Origin of the sequence: Streptomyces coelicoflavus (genome assembly GCF_003112555.1) — a bacterium.
Taxonomy (GTDB): domain Bacteria; phylum Actinomycetota; class Actinomycetes; order Streptomycetales; family Streptomycetaceae; genus Streptomyces; species Streptomyces coelicoflavus.
On record NZ_BEWB01000014.1, the window covers coordinates 114535 to 131456 of the forward strand.

The window sequence follows — 16922 nt, forward strand, 5'->3', positions numbered from 1 at the left end:
TTCATCCGCGCTCGCCGGGGGAACCTGGCGGGATGGACCGAAACGGAAGGCCGGGAGGGTCGTGACGGCACGCAGGGCGGGCCAACGGGACGGCGAGGAACCGGAGCGGGGCGAGGCGGACGGCACACCGGAGCCCGCGGAGCCCGACTTCCCCGCCGCCGTCCTGCGCGCCCTCGGCGCCGGCGTGCTCACCCTCGGTCCCACCGCCCGGATCACCTCGGTGAACCCCTGGGCCGAGCAGCTGCTGGGACGGTCGGAACAGGAGATGCTCGGGCACGACGCGCACGACCTCCTGCACCGGCACGCCGACGGCAGCCCCGTACCCCGCGAGCGGTGCGCCCTGCGCAGCCCCCTGCACGGAGTGCCCGCCGAGGAGGGCAGCGACGAGTACTTCCAGCGGGCCGACGGCACCACGGTCCCCATCATCTGGGCGACCACCCCCCTGGTCCGCGCGGGACGGCGGGAAGGGCTGGTCCTCGTCTTCCACGACTTCAGCCTCCACCGCAGTGCCGCCGAGGAGACCGCGGCGCGGACCACCGCCCTGGAGGCCCTCACCGCCCAGCTGCACCTGGTCGCCGAGATCTCCACCGTGCTGGTCCCCACCGAGCGCACCTCCACCACCCTGCGCCGTCTCGTACGGCTGCTGGTGCCGGAACTGGGCCAGTGGGCGGCGGTCGACGTGTACCAGGGCCAGTCGGACGTACTGGAACGGGTGGCCGTGCGCAGCAGCACCCAACCGGAGCGGGCCAGAACCCTGCGCGGACCGATGACCTCGCTGCCGGACCAGGCACGCGCCGCGCTGACCCTGTTGATCAAGGGCGACCGGCCCGTCCCGCTGGGAGCCGCGGAACTGTGCCGGGACCCGGAACACCCGCTCGCCGCCACCCACCGGGTGCTGTTCGAACGGCTCGGCGGCCACTCGGCCGTCGCCATCCCGCTGCGCACCCGGCAGCGGTCCTACGGAATCCTGACCGTGGCCCGCGCCGGGGAGCGCCCCGCGCACACCGAGGCCGAGGTCGCCCTCCTCGCCGACATCGGCCGCCGCGTCGGACTCGTCCTGGACAACGCCCGCTTCTACCACGAGCAGCAGAACGTCGCCGAGACCATGCAGCGCCAGCTCCTGACTCCCCTTCCGCAGGTCGACCACCTCCGGATGGCCGCCCGGTACTGGCCCGCCGAGAGCGCCATGGAGGTCGGCGGCGACTGGTACGACGCCTTCCTCCTGGGCGACGGCGTCATGGCCCTGGTCATCGGGGACGTCGTCGGGCACGACCTGCAGGCCGCCGCCCACATGGCCGAGGTCCGCAACATGCTGCGCGCCCTCGCCTGGGATCACCAGGAACCGCCCAGCGTGATCATGCGGCGCCTGGACGAAGCCGTGACCAACACCAGCGACGCGCCGATGGCCACCCTCGTCTTCGCCCGTGTCGAAGGCGCCGAGGGCGGCCCCTGGCGGCTGCACTGGGTCAACGCCGGTCACCCTCCGCCCCTGCTGATCACCAAGGACGGCGGGACCCGCTTCCTGGAGGGCGGCCACGGACCGCTCATCGGCATGAGCGCCACCCTGCGCCTCGGCCTGGACTGGCCCGACACCCGAGAGGACCTCCCGCCCGAGAGCATCCTCCTGCTCTACACCGACGGACTCGTGGAGAGCCGCGACCGTCCCATCGACGCGGGCATGGACAAGCTCCGCCACCACGCCGGCGTCCTGGCCCGGCGGCTGGACCGGTGGAGCCCCGACGACTTCTGCGACGAGCTGCTCGCGCGCATCGCGCCCCGCGGCGACGACGTCGCCCTGCTCGCCCTGCGCCTGCCCGCCGCCGGCATGGGCGCCCCCGGCGACACCGAACCGCCCCCGCCGCCCCAGTCCGGGCACAGTGAGGCCACCCCCGACCGTGCCGCTCCCGGCTCCCGCCGCCAGGAGCCCGAGGTGGAGGACCCGACCCACACGGACCCGGAGGACTAGCGGCTCGTCGAAAAGCGGCGCCGGCCCAACCGCCCCGCGGCCGGGACCCGTTCACGCCGCCCGGGGAAGCGGTCCCGGCACCCGGACGGGCGGGGTGTTCACCCGGCTGAGCGGCTTGAGTGGTGCGAGACGGACGACAGGCTGACGGTGATTCACGTCGGGGCCGGGTCACCTCAGCTGACGAAGCACCAGCTGCCCGGTCGTGACGGAAGGAATCTCAGATGCGTTCTGCTCGCATGCTCCTGACCACGGCGGCGGCCTCGGCCGTCTTCGTCCTCGGCGCTCCCGGCGCCTACGCCGCGGCCGGTGGCGACTGGAACCACGACGACTCTTCGTACAGCAAGGAGCACGACAACGGAAGCAAGCACGACGAGCCGCGCGGCGGGATGCACACCGGTGGCGGTGCGCTGGCCGCGGTGAGCGAGGGCGACTGGAACCACGACGACTCCGGCGAGGAGCGCGACAAGGGAAGCAAGCACGAGGAGCCGCGCGGCGGGATGCACACCGGTGGCGGTGCGCTGGCCGCGGTGAGCGAGGGCGACTGGGACGGCGGCGGCCGCGAGTCCAAGGAAGGCGGCTCGCAGACCTACCAGCAGGACGAGGGCGAGAGCTCCCGGGGCGGCGGCGAGCACGAGAAGCCGCGCGGCGGGATGCACACCGGCGGCGGCGGGCTGGCCACGCCGACCACGACCGCGGGCGGGCTGGCCGTCCTGGCCGTCGCCGCGACCGGCCTGTACGCCGTCCGACGCAAGAAGTCGGCTCACGGAGTGGCGTAAGCCGTGCCGGGCGCGATAGCAGCCGGGCCGCCACCCACGAACCACGGGGCGGCCCGGCTCGCCCGCGCCCACCTGTCCGCCCTGCCGCCGTGCCCCAGTGAGGTCGTCCCAGATGCCAGTCCCCCCTTCCGCCCCCGCCCCCGCCGACGACGAGACGACGACCGGTCAGGGTGCCCGCTCCGGCTGGATGGTGCTGTGCGCCGTGGCCCTGCTGGTCCTGGCCGTGAGCCTGGTCGGCGGCAACGACACGTCCGCCGACTCCTCCCGCCCCCCGCTGCCCGCCCAGCCCGGCACGACCGCCTCCTCCGCCGCACCCGCGACCGGCGCCGCCGATTCCGCCCTGCCCCGGTCGAAACCCGTGCGCCTGCTGATCCCGGAGATCTCCGTCGACGCCCCCTTCACCGACCTCGCCATCGGCGACAAGGGACAGCTCCAGCCGCCGCCGGCCGGCAACACCAACCTCGTCGGCTGGTACGCCAAGGGGGCCACTCCCGGCGAGAAGGGAACCTCCATCATCGCCGGGCACGTGGACACGAAGACGTCGGCCGCCGTCTTCGCCCGCCTCGACCAGCTCGACAAGGGCGACAAGTTCCAGGTCGAGCGCGCGGACGGCGGCAAGGCCACCTTCGTGGTCGACAGCCTGGAGACCTTCGCCAAGGACGAGTTCCCCAGTGAACGCGTCTACGGCGACGCCGACCGGCCCGAGGTGCGGCTCATCACCTGCGCGGGCGACTACGACCCCAAGGTCAAGGACTACACCGACAACCTGGTGGTCTTCGCACACCTCGCCTGAGGCGGCTCGTCCGGGGCACCTCGTGCCGGGCCCCGTCCCACCGGCCGCCCGCGGTGCCGGTCACCCGCGCACCGCACACGAGTCGCGCGCCGTCGGAGCCGCCCACAGGATCGAGGCAGCCGGCGTCGCATCACCGCGGCCGACGTTCGAAACCGCCCCCGCGAAGGAGATGTGCGCAGGATGACCACCACGCCCACGCCCGCTGCCGAACCGCTTGCCTCCGAAGAGCTGACGCGACAGCTGTCGCACCAGGTCTCCCAGTCCGTGTTCGACGGCTCCCGCCTGCGGGTCGTCCTGCTGGTGGAGGTCTACGACGGGGCCCAGCAGCAGTTCCTCGAGACGTACGAGAACCTGCGCAGCCACGTCGAGTCCGTCCCCGGGCACATCGGCGAGCAGCTGTGCCAGTCCATCGAGAACCCCTCCCAGTGGCTCATCACCAGCGAGTGGGAGAGCGCACCGCCGTTCCTGAACTGGGTGAGCAGCGAGGAACACGTGCGGATGGTCAAGCCGCTGCACAGCTGCGTGCGGGACACCAGGTCGCTCCGCTTCCACGTGGTCCGCGAGACCGGCCGTGCCGCGGCCGGGGCCGAGTCGGCCCGGGGTGGACTGCAGGCCGCGCCCCGCATCGGAGACGGCGTCATCCGGCACGCGCTCACCTTCACGGTGAAGCCCGGCAGCGAGGAGGCGGTCGGCAGGATCCTCGCCGACTACGCCTCGCCCGAGCCGCGGGTCGACGACACCACCCGGCTGTGCCGTACGTCCCTGTTCCTGCACGGCAACCGCGTGGTGCGGGCCATCGAGGTGCGCGGCGACCTGCTCGCGGCCCTGCGGCACGTGGCGGAGCAGCCCGAGGTGCGGGCCGTCGAGGAGGCCATCAACCCGTACCTGGAGCAGGACCGGGACCTCGCCGACCCGGAGTCCGCCCGGGTGTTCTACACGCGGGCGGCACTGCCCGCCGTCCACCACGTGACCGCGGGGGAGGAGAACGGTGCGGCGCAGCGGCACGCGCTGTCGTACCCGGCCCGGCCCGGCTGCGGCATGCGGCTGGCCCAGCTGCTCGCCGAGCGGGACGAGGCGGCGGCCAAGGACCCGGCCAGCACCGTCCTGTGCAGCACCATCTTCCAGCGCGACGACGTCGTGGTGCGGCTGGTCGACGTACGCGGGGACCTCCACGAGGGCGATCCCGCGGCGACCCTCGGCCTGCCGGACGCGGCCCGGGTGTCCGAACTGACGACCCTCCTGGACGGCTTCACGGACGCCGGTTCCCCGACCGGCGGCGGACTCGTCCGCGCTCTCGAGGGTGCCCGGATGGAACTGGTCACCGACCGGCGCGCCCCGGACGCCTGAACGGCCCGCACCCACGCGTCGGCCGCCGGACCGCGGCACAGCGGTCCGGCGGCCGACGCGTGTGCGCCCGCGGGTCAGCTCACTTCGGCACGGTGCAGTCGAAGGCGTGCAGGTACGGGTTGACCGGACGGATGTCGTCGATGACGAGGCCCGCGTCGGTCAGCCTGCCGACCATGCTGTCGGTGGTGTGCTTGGCACCGCCGACGTTGAGGAGCAGCAGCAGGTCCATGGCGGTGCTGAACCGCATCGACGGGGTGTCGTCGACGAGGTTCTCGATGACGACGACCCGGGCGCCCGGACCGCCGGCCGCCATGACGTTGCGCAGGGCGCGGGCGGTGCTGTCGTCGTCCCACTCCAGGATGTTCTTGATGACGTACACGTCGGCCCGCACCGGGATGGCCTCGCGGCAGTCGCCCGGCACGATGCGGACGCGGTCCGCGAGCGCACCGCCCTCGCGCAGCCGGGGGTCGGCGTTCTCCACGACGCGCGGCAGGTCGAGCAGGGTGCCCTGCATGGCCGGGTATTTCTCCAGCAGGCTCGCCACGACGTGTCCCTGGCCGCCGCCGATGTCGGCGACCGAGGTGCTCGCCGACAGGTCGAGGAGGGCGGCGACGTCCTGGGCCGACTGCCGGCTGGACGTCGTCATGGCGCGGTTGAAGACCTCGGCGGACTGGGGCGCGTCCTCGTTGAGGTAGGTGAAGAACTCCTTGCCGTACAGGCCCTCGACGACGTTCGAGCCGGTGCGCACCGCCTCGTCGAGCAGGGGCCAGGCGTCCCAGGTCCACGGCTCGGTGCACCACAGGGTGATGTTGCGCAGGCTGTGCGGGTCGTCCTCGCGCAGCAGGCGGGACATGTCGGTGTGGGCGAACGTCCCGTTCTTGTGTTCGGTGAAGACGCCGTAGCAGGTCAGGGCGCGCAGCAGCCGGCGCAGCGGCTTGGGTTCGGTCTTCACCGCGGCCGCGAGGTCCTCCACGGCCATGGGGCTGTCGCCGAGTGCGTCGGCGACACCGAGCCGTGCGGCCGCGCGGAGGGCGGCGGCACATGCCGCCCCGAACACGAGCTCCCTCAGCCGCATGGGCGGGGGCGGGGCAGTCTGTGCGGTCGTCATGTGCCGCTTTCCTTCCTTCTTCGGTCCATGGGCCTTCTTCGGTCCACGGGTGGTTACGGCCGGCTCAGCACAGACCCGCGGGCTTGGAGGCGCCGCAGGTGTTGCCGCTGAAGGTGTTGCTCTTGGCGGTGTCACCGGTCCCGGCGTTGACCAGGTCGGCGGGGGAGTTCTCGCTCAGCCGGTTGCCGTTGATCTCGTTCTTCGCGTTGGCGGTGCCCACCATGCTCGCGGCCAGGACGATGCCGCCCGACATCGAGGACTTGCCCGCGTTGCCCTCGACCGTGTTGTCGGCGACCAGGACCTTCTCGACACCGGTCAGCACGATGCCGGAGCCCTGGAGGGCCTCCAGCCGGTCGGTCTTCGGGCAGGACTTGTTGTTGCGCACGACGTGGTTGTCGCGCACGACCAGGTCGCCGGCCTTGGGGGTGTTCTCGTCGCCGACGACGAACACGCCCGCGCAGTTCCCGGCGATGTGGTTGTCCGCGACGGCGAGGTTGCGCAGGCGCCGGACGGTGACTCCGATGCGGTTGCCCTCGAGCCGGTTGTGCGCGACGAGCGTGCCCTCGGTGTCGGCGGCGCCTTCCTCGGCCTTGATGTTGTTGGCGAGGAAGATGCCCGCGTCGCCGTTGTCGCGGGCGGTGTTGCCGCGGAAGATGCCGTGCACCGACCGCTCCTGGGCGATGCCCCAGACGCCGTTCTTCACCGCGTTCACGTTCCGGACCGTCAGCCCGTCGGTGGCCATGGAGAACACGCCGGTACGGGTGAACCCGGTCACCGTGAGGTCGGAGACCGTGATGCCCTTGACGTTCTCGTCCTTCGTGCCGATCACGCAGATGCCGTTGCCGCCCTCGGCGCAGGTGTTGTCGGCGGCCTTCTTCGTGCTGGGCATGATGACCGTACTGCGGCCCGTGCCGCGCAGGGTGAGCCCGGGAGTGCTCACCTTGACGCTCTCGTGGTAGACGCCGGGAGTGACGAGCACGGTGTCGCCCGAGTCGGCGGCGTCCACCGCCTTCTGGATCGATTCCCCGGGGTGGACCACGTGGGTCAGGGGGACGGAGGACGCCGGGGCCGCACCGAGCCCCGTTCCGATCATCGCTGCGGTGCACACGAGGTACACGACATGGCATTTCTTCATATTCCGAAAGGTATGCCTGAAATATTCCCCGACGGCTCGGATGAGCCATCCGACGGCGTGTCACGAACGGGCGCTGAACCGCCGGTTGCCGGGCAGAAGGCGTACGTGATCTTCATGTCGGCCACCCGGGGAGGAACCACCGTGACCGTGCCCGAACGCCGTGTCCGCGCCAGGCGCGCCGGGCGCCGCTTCGACCTGCGGGCGACCAGCGTGACGTTCGGCCTCGCCGCCATCGCCCTGGTGCTGACGGGGTGGATCGTGCGCATGGCGTACGACGTGGCGCAGCGCCGTCCGGTCTGGGTGTGCGTCCTGGTGCTCGGGGCGCTCACGGCCGTCCTCCTGCGCCGGCGCGCGCGGAGCCGGACCACCGGGGCGGGGGCGGCGCCGCGCACCACGGACGTCCTGGCGGCGGCCACGGCGACGGCACTGGACGAACTGGAGGAGGGACGCGAGGCGGAACGGGTGGAGAACGCCCGCGGCGAGGAGACCACCGCGGTCCTCCCCGCCGAGCACGAGGAGCTGGATCCCGACGAGTTCGAGGAGGCGATAGCGGACCTGTGCCGACGGGACGGCTGCGCCCGGGTCGAGGTCGTGGGAGGGGCCGGCGACCTGGGCGCCGACGTGCTGGCCGTGGCGCCCGACGGCCGGCGGGTCGTCGTCCAGTGCAAGCGCTACAGCGAGGACAACAAGGTCGGCTCCCAGGACCTCCAGCGCTTCGGCGGCACCTGCTTCACCGTGCACGCGGCCGACCTGGCGGTCCTCGTCGCCAGCACCGACTTCACCGCACCGGCCGCCGACTACGCCGAGCGGTGCGGAATAGTCTGCGTGAACGGAGAGCGGTTGCGCGACTGGTGCGCGGGCGGACCGGCGCCCTGGGAACTGCCCGGACCCGGGCAGGACGGGACGGATCCGTCCGGCCGGGCGTCGTGGTGAGCCGGGCGGCCCACCCGCCCCCGGTCGGCGGGGGGAGCGGGGTTTCCGCGCCGCACGGTGGCAACCTGAACGGCATGGGCAAGACCGCACTGATCGTCATCGACATGATCAATACGTACGATCACCAGGACGCCGAGTCCCTGATCCCCGCCGTGGAGTCCGTACTGCCCAGGGTGACCGGCCTGCTGGAGCGGGCCCGGCGGCAGGGCGTACCGGTGATCTACGTCAACGACAACTTCGGGGAGTGGCGCTCGCACCACGGCGAGATCCTCGACAAGGCCCTCTCCGGGCCGCACTCCCGGCTCGTCGAGCCGCTGAAGCCCGACGACTCCTCCCTCTTCGTCGTCAAGGCGCGCCATTCGGTCTTCTTCGAGACCCCGCTGACCTATCTGCTCCACCAGCAGGGCGTCGACCGGCTCGTGCTGTGCGGGCAGGTCACCGAGCAGTGCGTGCTCTACTCGGCGCTGGACGCGCACATCCGCCATCTGAAGGTCATCGTTCCGCGTGACGCGGTCGCCCACATCCACGCCGATCTGGCGGACGCGGCGCTCCGCATGATGGAGCGGAACATGGGCGCCCGGGTGTGCGACAGCGGCGAGTTGTGGACGTGAGCCGGGCCGTCGCCCCGCCGCGGACGGGACGGGCGCCCGTCGTCAGGTCCGCAGGCTGCGCACGGGCAGGACGACCTGCGCCGCCGTGGAGAGCGTGTCCTCGTGGTTGGCGAACGCGGCGACCGCCGCACTGTCGCCGGGCTCGCCCCCGGACCAGGGACGGGTGGCGAAGACGAGACAGGCGTACCCCCGCTTGTCCGCCGCCGCCCGCCACCGCGGGGTGGGGACGAACTGGGCGTTGACGCCCGGCATGGTGAGGGCCGCCGCGCCGGGTACGACGAGCAGGCCGACCGGCAGGTCGGGCAGCACGGTGCCGTCGAGGACGCTGTCGCCGCCCACCGCGATGCCGGAACGGCTCAGCAGCCCCTCGACGGCGGCCGGGACCGCCTCCGGGCCGCCCTCCCCGTCGCCGAGGGAGCAGGCGAGGAGGAAGGGCACGTCGCCTTCGGGCGTCTCACGGTGCCAGGACATGATGACGAGCGTGCCGAGGTCGGCGGTGCGCAAGGGGCGCGGGTCAGTGGAGATCGAAGTCACCGCGAAACCGTAAGCGCGCGCGGGGACGCACCCGCCCGGCCGTCACCCGACTGGACGACACTCTCGCGTTTCTTCACACGAACGAGGGGTGCCCGACGGCCGGCCCGTGCCGCGGGCGGGAGTGAGCCGGTGCTCCGACTGGCCCAGGACGGGGCGGTCTTGGGCGGCGACGGCCGATCACGTGGTGTAACAGTCATCTTATGATCTGTAGACGAAATGATCGTCAGAGCGACGTGCGCGGCTCGCGTGGCCGCAGGATCCGCACCGCCGCGGTGACCCTGGTCGCCGCCACCGCACTCGGCGCGACCGGCCAGGCGGTGGCCGCGCCGTCGGCGCCCGCGCGCACCGACTGGGACGCCATCGCCGCCTGCGAGTCCAGCGGCAACTGGCAGGCGAACACCGGCAACGGCTACTACGGCGGCCTTCAGTTCGCGCGGTCCAGCTGGATCGCGGCCGGCGGCCTCGAGTACGCCCCGCGCGCGGACCTCGCCACCCGCGCCGAGCAGATCGCCGTGGCGGAACGCCTGGCGCGGATCCAGGGAATGGGCGCCTGGGGCTGCGCCTGAGGTCCACCGCCGTCCGCTCAGCGTTGACCGGGGTAACCCGTGGGCGTGCACGTGCGGCCGATCACCGCCCCTCCCGTTTCCCCCGGGCGACGGACGGGCAGTGCCACCGGCGGGGGAGCCGAGTGGCGGCCCCGGACGTCGCCCACGCCGATACGCCCGGGGCCGCCGCCTCGCCCCCGCCTGCACACCGCGGTCGCGGCGCGCATCGGATCGATGGCGCGCCGCTTCGTGAACCGCCGGAATCACCGCATGCCGTGGACGCCAACCAGAGGGTGAAAGGCGGTCGAGGCCCACCGGTCCGCTCCGCCCGGACCGCAGCGACACCTTCGTTGCCGTGTCATGTCCCCGAAACGCGCCGCCCCGAAAAGGCCGACCAGCGGCCGTCCCGCCGGGCCACCGTGATGTCCCGGCCGAAGCATCCGGTCAGCAGGGAGTCGGTCAGGACCTCGTCCACCGGGCCCCGGGACAGGATCCGCCCCTCGCGCAGCAATAGGGCGTGGCTGACGGCCTGGAACAGCTCCTCCAGATGGTGGGTGACCGTCACGGTGGCCAGCTGCGGCCTGCCCTCGGCCAGCTGGTGCATCGCCTCGACGAGGTCCTCGCGGGAGGGCAGGTCCAGGGCGTTGAACGGCTCGTCCAGGAGCAGCAGCACCGGATCGGCCATCAGCGCCCTGGCGATCAGGATCCGCGCCCGCTGCCCGCCCGAGCAGACCCCGTACGGCCGGTCGGCCAGCTCCTTGACGCCCAGCTCGATGAGCAGGTCGCGCGCCCGGACGCGGACCTCGTCGTCGTACGTCCGCCACAGGGGCTGGACGGTGCCGCTGTGGCCGGTGAGCACGACCGCGTGGGCGGTGAGGTCCTGCGGCACCCGCTGGGACGGGCTGACGTGACCGATGCGTGCCCGCAGTTCACGGACGTCCACCCGGCCGAGCCGGCTGCCGAGGACCTCGACGGTGCCCGTGGTGGGGTGCATGAGCGCGCCGAGGAGCCGCAGCAGGGTGGTCTTCCCCGCGCCGTTGGCCCCCAGCAGCGCCCAGTGCTCGCCCGGCCGGACCGTCCAGTCGACGCCGTCGAGGATCAGCTGGTCGGTGGTGAAGCGGCGCACGCTCACGTCCTGGAGCCGGAGCACGTCCGCCTCCGGCTCGTTCGTCCGGGAGTTGGCTGTCTGGCCGGTCATGCCGTGGCTCCTTCGCGCGCGGTGAACCCCTCGTTCGGTCACCGTGCACAGTAGATGTACTCACCACACGCCTGTCGGTCCGTCCGCTTCCTGGACGGCGGGCGGGCGGCAGCGGGGGCACTCAGGCACGGATGAGCCCCCGTACTCATCCGCGGCACCGGGCCCGGCTCCTAGGGTGACGCCGTCGGTGGGACACGGAGGGGGAGCCATGGGGAGTCGGGGCGCGGTACGGGGGAGCGGGCGATGGCGGGCGGGGCGCGTCGGTGGCGGCCTCGCGGTCCTGCTGGTGGGACTGCTCGGCACCGGCTGCGCGGCGTTCGACACCGACGACGACGTGCGGCGGGCCCGGGAGCTGGCCGAGGAGTCGTACCCCGGGGAGCTCGAGGTCGTCGACGCCCGGATCCTGTTCCCGGAGTCCAGCGGCTCGGAGGTCACCCTGGCGATCGCCGACGACCCGGACGCGGCCGTCAGGTTCCGGATCGACGCGGCCAAGGACCGCTGCGACGGCGGCCCGAACTGCACGGAGGCGCTCCGCGAGGCGGTGGACCGGGCGCGGCGGGAAGCCGGACACCTGCGCGCGATGCGCGACGCCTTCGACGGCTGCGGGCATCCGCTCCTCGGCACGGACGAGAAGCTGACGGCCCCCTGGATCGGGGCACGGGTGACCGATCGGACGGTGGACGACGTCCTCGCCCGGGTCGGCGCCTGTGTGCAGCGCTGGGTCACCGCTCGCGCGGAGCGGGATCCCGGTGCGGCGCCGGAGTGGGTCACCGTCAACCTCGCGGCCCCGGGCGCGGCGGGCGACCTCCCGGAGGCGAAGAGCACGTTGCCCACGGTCGTGCGGTTCACCCATGGCCCCCGGCTCGCCGCCCTGGCACACGATTCGTACTACGTGGCCGCCTACCCGGTCGGCCGGGACGCGGACCGCACGGTCGACGCCGCGGCGGCCGACCTGCGGATCGTGTCGCCCTTCAAGGAGCGGCAGGCCTTCTCCCGGCGGGTCGACGCGTCGGTCCTGCCCGCGCTGCGCGAGACGTACCCGGACGCCGTGACGGCCGGTGGGGCGGGAATGGGGGTCTGGCGACTGGAGCAGGGGACCGTGCGTCGCGTGCGCGGGTACGTGCTGTTCTGCGAGCGGCCGCCCGCCGACGGCAAGCAGTGCTCCGGGGACCTGGCGGCCCTGGTGAGCTCAGACCCGGAGGGCCGCGACGCCGAGGTCGTCCGGATCCTCACGGACATCCGGGACGAACACGGAGTCCTGCGCCTGCCTCCGCGGTGACGGAGACGGGCGCAGGGCCGGTGCCGCGCTGCGGAGGCGTCAGACGCCCGCCACCGACTGGATCCAGGAGCGGTAGGCGGTCACGTTGGTGTACGCCGTGGTGGTCTGCCGGTCGCTGGTCGAGGCGACACCCACCTGGACGCCGCCGGCCATCATCGGACCGCCGGAGTCGCCGCCCGCGGTGATGCCGTCGCCGGGCCGGGCGCATATCGCCTGGCCGTAGTAGGCGTCGTAGCACCCGCGCGTCACGCTCAGGTTGGCGACCTTGAGGTACTGGGACTGGCAGTTGATCTCCGAGCCGCAGCGGGAGGTCGCGCCCCAGCCGTAGACCTGCACGGTCTGGCCGACCCGCACCGTGCCCGGCTGACCGAGGCGGGCGTAGGTGGCGGAGACGGAGCGGTCGAGGCGGACCAGCGCGAGGTCCGCCGAGGGGCTGGTGACGGTCTGGACGCCGTTGGCCACCGTGCCGCCGGAGCCCTGGTCGAGGCTGCCGATGCGGAAGGCGAGGTTGCCGCCGCTGACGCAGTGCTTGGCGGTGAGGATCCAGGTGGGGGAGATGATGGTCGAGGTGCAGGTCTGCTGGCCGTTGGAGAACAGCCGTGCCGCCCAGGGCGCGTTCTGCGCGTAGCCGCCGCCGATGATCGGCTGGGGGCCGCCGTCACCGGGCCGGGGCTCCACCGCCGAGGCGCTCGGGGCGAGGGTGAGGGCGGACAGCAGCGCGGCCACGAGCGCGGCCAGCAGGGTGGGGACGAGTCTCGTTGTTCGCAAGGCTCCTCGATTCCGACGACACGCGCCTGGGCGCGTGCTGATGTGTGGGGGCGCCCACAGCATGTCGGGCCCGCCACCGGCCGAACAATCCCGGCTTCGCATAACGCCGTGTTATGCCTGACGGCCCGGGACGCCCCGGGAGGGCCGGGGAGGGCTGCGGAGGGCCGGGGAGGGCCGGGGAGGGGAACGGCGTTCGAGGGCCGGACAGGGCCTGGGGGGTGTCGTTTGGATCAGGCCGGCTCCGGGCGACGGTGCCTTCCCCGGCAGGATCCGAACGGCACCCCTAGCGGAGCAGCAGTTGCACGAGGGCGACCGTGCCGACCGTCACGACCAGTATCCGCAGGACCGTGGGGCTGAAGCGGCGGCCCACCTTGGCGCCGGCCCAGCCGCCGAAGCCCGAGCCGACCGCGAGGAGCCCGACGGCGGTCCACTCGAAGTCGGCGGCGAAGAGGAAGAAGAGCGCGGCCACGGTGTTGACGACGGCGGAGAGGACGTTCTTGACGCCGTTGAGACGCTGCAGGGGTTCGTCCAGGAGCATGCCCATCAGGGACAGGTAGATGATCCCCTGGGCGGCGGTGAAGTAGCCGCCGTAGACGCTGGCCAGGGTCAGGCCGGTCTGGAGCAGCGGACCGCCGTCCCGGCGGGGCGAGGCGCCGGTGCGGGCGCGGCGGCGCTGGACCAGCCTGCCGATCTGCGGCTGGAAGGCCACCAGCAGCAGGGCGAGTCCCACCAGGACCGGCACGATCGTCTCGAAGGCGTCGGCGGGCAGCATCAGCAGGAGGGTGGCGCCCCCGAGGCCGCCCAGCAGCGCTCCGGCGCCGAACTTCAGGACGCGCCGGCGCTGGCCGCGCAGCTCCTTGCGGTAGCCGATGGCCCCGCTGATCGAGCCGGGGATCAGGCCGAGCGCGTTGGAGACGGTGGCGGTGACCGGCGGCAGCCCCGTGGCCAGCAGCACGGGAAAGGTGATCAGCGTGCCGGAGCCGACGACGCTGTTGATGGCGCCTGCCCCGACGCCGGCCGTGAACACCGCGGCCATGGCCTCCGGTGTCACCCCGTGCCGCCTCGCCCCGCGCCCCTGCCCGGCCGGAAGGTGTCTTGTGCATCTTTCACGGGGCCGACTGTACCCACCGCTCCGATCCCTGTGTTTGCCGGTCTCAACCGCTCGTGTTCGGGCACTTCTTGACGTCAATTCACCTGATCATGCGGTGATACGATCACCGCGTTTGCGGAGCGGGCGGATGGGTGAAAGACGGCATCCCCGACGTAAAGGGCAGCCCGGGCAGCTACCCCCGGTGCGGGCAGTCCACCGGACCGCCCGCGCGGACGGGAATTCAGCAAGCCGGCTGTCAGTCGCCTGAAGAGAGTCTTATGACGGAATACACAGGGAACCCCTTGCTCTGGGTCGCCCTCGTCGCCCTCGTCGCCGCCGCCGTGCTCATCAGCCGCCAGCGCAAGGCGGCACGGGCGTTGCGGCAGCAGGTCCAGGGGCTCAGGGATCACTACACCGAGCTGGAGAGCGATTACGGGAAGTCCGTGCAGGCCGCCCAGGAGCGGGCCGAGGACGAGACGAAGACGGTGCTGAAATCCGCCATGCGGACCCTTCAGGGCCTCGCCGCCGAACAGCAGCTGGTGCTCTCCCGGCTGCAGACCAAGTACGGCGACTCCGCCCTCCTCCAGGACCTGCTGGAGATCGACCACACCAACTCGCAGTTCGGCCGGCGGGCCCAGTCCATCGCCGTGCTGTGCGACGGCTGGCTCGGCGGCCGGCGCGACACCGCCTCGGTCTACGACGTGGTGCGCAGCGCCCAGGGACGCATCCGGCACTTCCGCCGGGTGGACATCCTCTCCCAGGTCGACTTCGGCATCACCAGCCGGGCCGTCGAGCCCGTCGCCCTTGCCCTCGCCGAGCTGCTCGACAACGCCACCAGCTACTCCAGCCCCGACACCGTCGTCGAGATCAACATCCGGACCGTGCCCAAGGGCATCTGCGTCGTGGTCGACGACGCCGGTGTCGGCATGAGCGACGAGGAGCGGGCCCGCGCCGACAAGCTGCTCGCCACCGAGCGCGCCTCGGGCGTGGCGGGGCTCGGCAACCCGCCGCAGTTCGGCTTCGCCGTCATCGGCCTGCTGTGCGAACGATTCGGCTTCGAGGTGTCGGTGGACTCCTCCTCCCCCTACGGAGGTGTACGGGCGGTGGTCCTGCTGCCGCACGAACTGCTCACCGCGATGCCGGAGAAGAAGGCCCCCGCCGCCGCCCCGGCCGCACGCGGCACCGCCCGGCCGGTCCCGGACGGCGGCCCCGAGGCCGCGCTCACCTCCTCCCAGACCGGCGACGGTCTGCCCCGGCGCCGGCGCAAGCGGCCGATGGCCATCGTGCCCGGCAGCGCGTCCACCCCCCGCGCGGCCGGCCGCTCGGACTCCGAACAGGCACAGGTCATGGGCGCCTTCCAGCGCGGAACGCAGTCCGGCCGGGTCACCGAGCCGGACCGCGCGGAGCGCACGGACCGTCCGGACAACGCCGGCCGGACGAGCGACACACCTGGTGCAAGCAGCGAAGGACATGAGGTCTCGTGAACGACGATCTGTCATGGATGCTCGACAGCGCCCTGGAGATTCCAGGCGCCCTGCACGCGGTCCTGATATCCGCCGACGGCCTGCTGATGGCCCGGACGCAGGACTTCGACAAGGACGACGCCGACCGGGTGGCCGCGGCGATGAGCGGCGTGCAGTCGCTCAGCCGCACCCTCGCCTTCTTCTGTGAGGACGCCGGCCAGTCCTGGCGGCAGACCCTGGTCGAGTTCGACGGCGGCTGGGTCTTCCTGATCTCCGCCGGCGAGGGCGCCTACCTCGGGGTGTCCGCCTCCCCGGAGGTCGACATGGCGGACATCACCTTCCGGATGCAGCAACTCGTCGCCCAGCTCGGCAAGCGGCTGACGACACCGCCGCGCGAGAACCTCGGCGCCCGCTCATGACCGGCCACGACGGCTGGCAGCCCGAGGCGCCGGAATTAGTACGGCCGTACGTCATCACCAAGGGGCGCGGCCTGCCCGACGAGGACGACCTCTCCCTCATCACGCTGGTCACCGCCTCCGACGGGCAGCAGCAGCGGCCGGCCCGGCTGTCTCCCGAGGAGCAGAGCCTGCTCGACCTCTGCGCCGCCGGCTACCTCTCGGTCGCCGAGATCGCCGGACACACCCACTTCCCGCTGGGCGTCGTGCGGATCCTGCTGGCCTCCCTGATGGAGGGCGGCCACCTCACGACCCGCCCGCCGGTGGCCCGCGCCCGCCTCGCGGACCGGGAGATCCTGGAGGAGGTGCTCAATGGGCTCCGCGCCAAGTTTGGATGAGCGGGACTACGTACGCGAGGGAGCGACCCAGACCGCGGTCAAGATCCTCGTCGTCGGGCACTTCGCGGTGGGCAAGACCACCCTCATCGGCTCCATCTCCGAGATCGAGCCGCTGTCCACCGAGGAGACGATGACGCAGGCCGCCGAGCCGGTCGACGACCTCAAGGGTGTCCAGGGCAAGACCACCACCACGGTCGCCATGGACTTCGGCCGCCTGACCATCAGCGACCGCGTCGTGCTCTACCTCTTCGGCACCCCCGGCCAGCAGCGCTTCGTGCAGATGTGGGAGGACATGGCCCGCGGCGCGCTCGGCGCGCTGGTCCTGGTCGATCCGGAGCGGCTGGCGGACTCCTTCCCGGTGATCGACCTCATCGAGCACTACGGCCTCGACTACGCCATCGCCGTCAACCACTTCGACGGCACGCCGTTGCGCGACGAGCGGGCGCTGCGCGAGGCGCTCGACCTGCTCGACGACACCCCCGTCGTCACCTGCGACGCCCGCGACGAGAAGTCCTCGGCCGCCGCACTGACCACCCTCGTCCGCTACTTGCTGGACCGCACCCGCTAGGAGCTGGGAGCAGAC

18 protein-coding genes are annotated in these 16922 nt (G+C 72.5%); 12 read left to right on the top strand and 6 right to left on the bottom strand.

Features of this window, described 5'->3' with window-relative positions; all coding sequences use genetic code 11:
• Positions 1–61: 61 nt before the first annotated feature.
• The 4 genes from Sco07f_RS31135 (at position 62) to Sco07f_RS31150 (ending at position 4882) form a co-directional block, all read left to right on the top strand.
• Positions 62–1966: a SpoIIE family protein phosphatase gene (locus Sco07f_RS31135; RefSeq protein ID WP_108989772.1), complete on the top strand. Its 1905-nt coding sequence runs from the start codon at positions 62–64 to the stop codon at positions 1964–1966.
• Positions 1967–2187: 221 nt separating this feature from the next.
• Positions 2188–2742 (top strand): hypothetical protein, encoded by a 555-nt coding sequence (locus Sco07f_RS31140; RefSeq protein WP_007388041.1) that lies wholly within the window; start codon positions 2188–2190, stop codon positions 2740–2742.
• A gap of 112 nt (positions 2743–2854) precedes the next feature.
• Positions 2855–3535: a class F sortase gene (locus Sco07f_RS31145; RefSeq protein WP_439959702.1), complete on the top strand. Its 681-nt coding sequence runs from the start codon at positions 2855–2857 to the stop codon at positions 3533–3535.
• A gap of 180 nt (positions 3536–3715) precedes the next feature.
• Positions 3716–4882: a SchA/CurD-like domain-containing protein gene (locus Sco07f_RS31150; protein ID WP_007388039.1), complete on the top strand. Its 1167-nt coding sequence runs from the start codon at positions 3716–3718 to the stop codon at positions 4880–4882.
• A gap of 79 nt (positions 4883–4961) precedes the next feature.
• On the opposite strand, the gene Sco07f_RS31155 is transcribed toward Sco07f_RS31150, so the two are convergent.
• Together Sco07f_RS31155 and Sco07f_RS31160 are read right to left on the bottom strand one after the other, a co-directional pair.
• The gene (locus Sco07f_RS31155) at positions 4962–5990 is read right to left on the bottom strand and encodes a methyltransferase (protein WP_007388052.1); all 1029 of its coding nucleotides are present in this window, start codon (positions 5988–5990) and stop codon (positions 4962–4964) included.
• 64 nt (positions 5991–6054) lie between these two features.
• Positions 6055–7125: a right-handed parallel beta-helix repeat-containing protein gene (locus tag Sco07f_RS31160; RefSeq protein WP_108989773.1), complete on the bottom strand. Its 1071-nt coding sequence runs from the start codon at positions 7123–7125 to the stop codon at positions 6055–6057.
• 141 nt (positions 7126–7266) lie between these two features.
• Here Sco07f_RS31160 and Sco07f_RS31165 point away from each other — a divergent pair, with 141 nt between their 5' ends.
• Together Sco07f_RS31165 and Sco07f_RS31170 are read left to right on the top strand one after the other, a co-directional pair.
• A complete protein-coding gene (locus Sco07f_RS31165) occupies positions 7267–8058 on the top strand; it encodes a restriction endonuclease (protein WP_108989774.1) in 792 nt (263 codons plus the stop codon).
• Between the two features lie 74 nt (positions 8059–8132).
• The gene (locus tag Sco07f_RS31170; protein ID WP_042821982.1) at positions 8133–8669 is read left to right on the top strand and encodes a cysteine hydrolase family protein; all 537 of its coding nucleotides are present in this window, start codon (positions 8133–8135) and stop codon (positions 8667–8669) included.
• A 42-nt stretch (positions 8670–8711) separates the two neighbouring features.
• On the opposite strand, the gene Sco07f_RS31175 is transcribed toward Sco07f_RS31170, so the two are convergent.
• Complete coding sequence (locus tag Sco07f_RS31175; protein WP_108989775.1) at positions 8712–9203, bottom strand: DUF5949 family protein; 492 nt, start codon at positions 9201–9203, stop codon at positions 8712–8714.
• Positions 9204–9403: 200 nt separating this feature from the next.
• On the opposite strand from Sco07f_RS31175, the gene rpfE reads away from it, so the two are divergent.
• On the top strand, positions 9404–9769 hold the full coding sequence (rpfE, locus tag Sco07f_RS31180; protein WP_042821978.1) for a resuscitation-promoting factor protein RpfE: 366 nt from the start codon (positions 9404–9406) through the stop codon (positions 9767–9769).
• A 337-nt stretch (positions 9770–10106) separates the two neighbouring features.
• Here rpfE and Sco07f_RS31185 read toward each other — a convergent pair whose 3' ends face one another.
• Positions 10107–10946: an ABC transporter ATP-binding protein gene (locus Sco07f_RS31185; RefSeq protein ID WP_108989776.1), complete on the bottom strand. Its 840-nt coding sequence runs from the start codon at positions 10944–10946 to the stop codon at positions 10107–10109.
• Positions 10947–11154: 208 nt separating this feature from the next.
• On the opposite strand from Sco07f_RS31185, the gene Sco07f_RS31190 reads away from it, so the two are divergent.
• Positions 11155–12225, top strand: coding sequence for an SCO7460 family lipoprotein (locus Sco07f_RS31190; RefSeq protein WP_108989777.1), 1071 nt, complete (start codon positions 11155–11157; stop codon positions 12223–12225).
• A gap of 39 nt (positions 12226–12264) precedes the next feature.
• Here Sco07f_RS31190 and Sco07f_RS31195 read toward each other — a convergent pair whose 3' ends face one another.
• Entirely contained in the window at positions 12265–12993 is a 729-nt protein-coding gene (locus Sco07f_RS31195; protein WP_007388048.1) for a S1 family peptidase, read from the bottom strand.
• 283 nt (positions 12994–13276) lie between these two features.
• Positions 13277–14029, bottom strand: a complete 753-nt coding sequence (locus Sco07f_RS31200) for a sulfite exporter TauE/SafE family protein (RefSeq protein ID WP_174855442.1) — start codon at positions 14027–14029, stop codon at positions 13277–13279.
• 332 nt (positions 14030–14361) lie between these two features.
• Here Sco07f_RS31200 and Sco07f_RS31205 point away from each other — a divergent pair, with 332 nt between their 5' ends.
• Genes Sco07f_RS31205 through Sco07f_RS31220 form a run of 4 tightly spaced genes read left to right on the top strand, consistent with a single transcriptional unit; the run spans position 14362 to position 16907 of the window.
• Positions 14362–15567, top strand: a complete 1206-nt coding sequence (locus Sco07f_RS31205; RefSeq protein ID WP_007388034.1) for an ATP-binding protein — start codon at positions 14362–14364, stop codon at positions 15565–15567.
• Entirely contained in the window at positions 15564–15965 is a 402-nt protein-coding gene (locus Sco07f_RS31210) for a roadblock/LC7 domain-containing protein (RefSeq protein WP_007388033.1), read from the top strand. The genes Sco07f_RS31205 and Sco07f_RS31210 overlap by 4 nt, the downstream gene beginning before the upstream one ends.
• Positions 15962–16339 (top strand): DUF742 domain-containing protein, encoded by a 378-nt coding sequence (locus Sco07f_RS31215; protein ID WP_007388032.1) that lies wholly within the window; start codon positions 15962–15964, stop codon positions 16337–16339. Before Sco07f_RS31210 ends, Sco07f_RS31215 begins: the two co-directional genes overlap by 4 nt.
• Entirely contained in the window at positions 16314–16907 is a 594-nt protein-coding gene (locus Sco07f_RS31220; protein ID WP_108989779.1) for a GTP-binding protein, read from the top strand. The genes Sco07f_RS31215 and Sco07f_RS31220 overlap by 26 nt, the downstream gene beginning before the upstream one ends.
• The last annotated feature ends 15 nt before the right edge of the window (positions 16908–16922 follow it).

Bases quoted from the DNA above. Each gene is read 5' to 3' on its own strand.
- Sco07f_RS31220 (WP_108989779.1), top strand. From the start codon at position 16,314: ATGGGCTCCGCGCCAAGTTTGGATGAGCGGGACTACGTACGCGAGGGA.
- Sco07f_RS31170 (WP_042821982.1), top strand. From the start codon at position 8,133: ATGGGCAAGACCGCACTGATCGTCATCGACATGATCAATACGTACGAT.
- Sco07f_RS31190 (WP_108989777.1), top strand. From the start codon at position 11,155: ATGGGGAGTCGGGGCGCGGTACGGGGGAGCGGGCGATGGCGGGCGGGG.
- Sco07f_RS31150 (WP_007388039.1), top strand. From the start codon at position 3,716: ATGACCACCACGCCCACGCCCGCTGCCGAACCGCTTGCCTCCGAAGAG.
- Sco07f_RS31215 (WP_007388032.1), top strand. From the start codon at position 15,962: ATGACCGGCCACGACGGCTGGCAGCCCGAGGCGCCGGAATTAGTACGG.
- Sco07f_RS31160 (WP_108989773.1), bottom strand. From the start codon at position 7,125: ATGAAGAAATGCCATGTCGTGTACCTCGTGTGCACCGCAGCGATGATC.
- Sco07f_RS31205 (WP_007388034.1), top strand. From the start codon at position 14,362: ATGACGGAATACACAGGGAACCCCTTGCTCTGGGTCGCCCTCGTCGCC.
- Sco07f_RS31185 (WP_108989776.1), bottom strand. From the start codon at position 10,946: ATGACCGGCCAGACAGCCAACTCCCGGACGAACGAGCCGGAGGCGGAC.
- rpfE (WP_042821978.1), top strand. From the start codon at position 9,404: ATGATCTGTAGACGAAATGATCGTCAGAGCGACGTGCGCGGCTCGCGT.
- Sco07f_RS31145 (WP_439959702.1), top strand. From the start codon at position 2,855: ATGCCAGTCCCCCCTTCCGCCCCCGCCCCCGCCGACGACGAGACGACG.
- Sco07f_RS31200 (WP_174855442.1), bottom strand. From the start codon at position 14,029: ATGGCCGCGGTGTTCACGGCCGGCGTCGGGGCAGGCGCCATCAACAGC.
- Sco07f_RS31140 (WP_007388041.1), top strand. From the start codon at position 2,188: ATGCGTTCTGCTCGCATGCTCCTGACCACGGCGGCGGCCTCGGCCGTC.
- Sco07f_RS31155 (WP_007388052.1), bottom strand. From the start codon at position 5,990: ATGACGACCGCACAGACTGCCCCGCCCCCGCCCATGCGGCTGAGGGAG.